At 68.7% G+C, this 3094-nt stretch carries 2 protein-coding genes and 1 pseudogene; 2 read left to right on the top strand and 1 reads right to left on the bottom strand.

The annotated features are described in order from the left end of the window. Window positions 1–387 (top strand): annotated as a pseudogene (locus RIN18_RS17455) (pyridine nucleotide-disulfide oxidoreductase); the annotation flags it as partial. On the opposite strand, the gene RIN18_RS17450 reads toward RIN18_RS17455, so the two are convergent. Beyond that, window positions 353–1630, bottom strand: a complete 1278-nt coding sequence (locus RIN18_RS17450) for a LuxR C-terminal-related transcriptional regulator (RefSeq protein ID WP_309105246.1) — start codon at window positions 1628–1630, stop codon at window positions 353–355. The pseudogene RIN18_RS17455 and the gene RIN18_RS17450 overlap by 35 nt on opposite strands. A gap of 107 nt (window positions 1631–1737) precedes the next feature. Between RIN18_RS17450 and fdhA the strand changes: the two genes are divergently transcribed. Further along, window positions 1738–2955: a formaldehyde dehydrogenase, glutathione-independent gene (fdhA, locus tag RIN18_RS17445; protein WP_309105245.1), complete on the top strand. Its 1218-nt coding sequence runs from the start codon at window positions 1738–1740 to the stop codon at window positions 2953–2955. Window positions 2956–3094 lie beyond the last annotated feature (139 nt).

The following is a 3094-nucleotide window of genomic DNA, read 5'->3' as shown; positions in this document are numbered from 1 at the left end:
GAGGCCGAACGACTCGGTGCCTACGCCGCGCGTCGGCGGATGTTCGCGCGGATCGAACCCGACGGCGTGCGCTGGTCAGACGGCTCGTTCGAGCGCGTCGACGTGATCCTCTGGGCCACCGGGTTCCGTCCCGCCATCGCCCACCTCGCCCCGCTGCACTTGCGCAGCCCGCAGGGCGGCATCCGACTCGACCGCGACGGGCGCGGGACGACCGCCGTCGCCGACCCGCGAATCCAGCTGATCGGCTACGGCCCCTCGGCCAGCACGATCGGTGCCAACCGGGCCGGCAGGGCGGCCGCGAAAGGCGTTCAGCGCCAGTTGGCCCGGGCCGACGCCCCTCCTTCAGCGCTGCTCAGTTCTGCTGCTCCGCGAGCAGCATCGCCATAGCCTCCGAGCGGGAACCGGCCTTGAGGCTCTGCAGAATCCGCGAGACGTGGAACTTCACCGTGTTCTCGCTGATGCCCAGCCGCTCGGCGATCGCACGGTTGCTCTGGCCCTCGACGAGCAGTTCGGCGACCTGCACCTCGCGTGGCCGTAGCCGGGCGAGCGACGAGGTGACCCGGGCGCGAGGGGGATCCAGCGGGATCACGGCAAGCATCTCGGTGCCCCATCCAGGGGTGGCCTCGACCGACACTCGGCCCCTCATGGCGTGCACGCGCTGCTTCGCCGCCCGCAGCAGCAGATCGGCGTCCTGACTGGTGCCGGGGCCGTCGTCGCGGATGCCCATCAGCAGGTTCACCCCGTCGCAATCCCACTGAACGCGAACCCGACTGATCTCTGGAACCTCGACGCGGCTGAGGATGGCTCGACGGGCGACGGCCCGGGCGCCGCGGGCGATCTCGTCGGGAAGCGCTCGTCCGTCGGCGGGTGGGTCGACGAAGTGCAATCCGATATCGCTGTGGTTCGCTGCCGACCGCAGCTCCTTCTTCAGCCGAGCGAACGCGGTGGTCACCGGTTCCTCGGTGAGCGTCCGCACGTGGTCGATGCCGTTGCGCAGCCGGACGAGCCCTTCTGTGGCCGCGTCGATCGCGGCACCCCGTGCCTGAGAATCGCCGAGCTTGTTCGAGCGGAGGGTGGCGAGCACTGATTCGAGGGTGGCGGTCGATTCGTCGGCGAGCTCCGTCAGCGCCCTGAACCGCGCGCCGGATGCCGAGCGGGCATGCTGCAGGTAGTCGGGCGCCGCCTCGTCGGCGCGCTCCTGCACGTGCAGTGACACGAGGTGCCAGATGTCGAGGATCAGATGGCTGTGCTCGACCGGCCCGGGATCGGCGAGCACCAGCAACGCTCCGTTGCGCGCCAGCACCTGCATCGTCATGCGCTCGCCGTCGTCGACCCGCATCGCGGCGTACCGCACGCCCTCGATCACATCGACGTCTCTGCGCAAGCGGTCCAGGTCGACGCCGCGCACCCCGCGCACGAAGGACGCATCGCCGGCGCCGTGAACCCTGCCGCCGCTGACGTCGGCGGAGAAGACGATCAGCGCCGAATGCGAGACGAAGGGCTCGAGCATGGCGGAAAGCCCCTGCGGCATCGACGCGAGCGGGCCGGCCAGCACGTCGGAGAGGCGGTGCAGAAGCTCTTCCGAGAAGACGCCGTCGACCATGCCGTTCACCATACCCGGTCGAGCCATCCGAAAGTATTACTGCAACTGCTCCCAACGGTCATTGTGAGGGTGGCGGGGCTCTACCAGACTGCGAGGACGGTGATGACGACGCACATCACATGGAAAGGACCAAGATGTCAGGAAACAGAGCAGTCGCCTACAAGAGCCCCGGAGTGGTCGAGGTCATCGACACCGACTACCCCGAGTTCGAGCTCAAGGACGGCCCGGGCGTCAATCCCGCCAACGTGGGGCGCAAGGTGCCGCACGGCGCGATCCTGCGCACGGTGGCGACCAACATCTGCGGCTCCGATCAGCACATGGTCCGCGGTCGCACGACGGCGCCGGAAGGCCTCGTGCTCGGTCACGAGATCACCGGCGAGGTCGTCGAAGTCGGTCCCGATGTCGAGTTCATCAAGGTCGGCGACATCGTCTCCGTGCCCTTCAACATCGCGTGCGGACGCTGCCGGAACTGCAAGGAGGGCAAGACCGGCATCTGCCTGAACGTCAACCCTGACCGGCCGGGCAGCGCCTACGGGTATGTCGACATGGGCGGCTGGGTCGGTGGCCAGGCCGAGTTCGTGCTCGTTCCCTACGCCGACTGGAACCTGCTGAAGTTCCCCGACCGCGATCAGGCGCTGGAGAAGATCCTCGACCTCACCATGCTCTCCGACATCTTCCCGACCGGATTCCACGGCGCGTACACCGCCGGTGTGAAGCCCGGATCCACGGTCTACGTCGCGGGCGCCGGACCGGTCGGGATCGCCGCGGCGGTCGGCGCGCAGCTGCTGGGCGCCGGCGTCGTGATCGTCGGCGATCTCAACGAGGATCGTCTCGCTCAGGCGCGTTCGATCGGATGCGAGACGGTCAACGTGTCGAAGGGTGACCCGCGCGACCAGATCGAGCAGATCCTCGGTGTGCCCGAGGTCGAGTGCGGTGTGGATGCCGTCGGCTTCGAAGCCCGCGGCCACGGCTCGGATGCCGGTCAGGAGGCGCCCGCCACGGTGCTGAACTCGCTGATGGACCTCACAGAGGCCGGCGGCGCCCTCGGCATCCCGGGCCTGTACGTCACGGGCGACCCCGGCGGCATCGATGAGGCCGCCAAGGTCGGCTCGCTCTCGATCCGTCTCGGTCTCGGCTGGGCGAAGTCGTTGTCGTTCTCCACGGGGCAGTGCCCGGTGATGCGCTACAACCGCCAGCTCATGCAGGCGATCCTGCACGACAAGGTGCAGATCGCGAAGGCGGTCAACGCGACGCCGATCCCGCTGGAAGACGCTCCGCGCGGCTACGCCGAGTTCGACCAGGGTGCGGCGAAGAAGTACGTACTGAACCCGAACGGCTACATCAACGCCTGACCGCGGAAGAGGTCGGCCCCGACGTCACTTACCGGCGTTGGGGCCGGCCTCTTCGCTCGTCCGGAACTCGGTCGCCGGCCACCCTCACCGGAGCCACTGACGCAGGCGCTCGGCCAGCCACTGCGGTCTCTGCAGCGGG

Source organism: Microbacterium sp., from assembly GCF_031179285.1.
In the GTDB taxonomy this organism is placed as follows: Bacteria; Actinomycetota; Actinomycetes; order Actinomycetales; family Microbacteriaceae; genus Microbacterium.
Note: the sequence above shows the minus strand (reverse complement) of the source record. Positions and strands in the feature narration are given on the sequence as shown.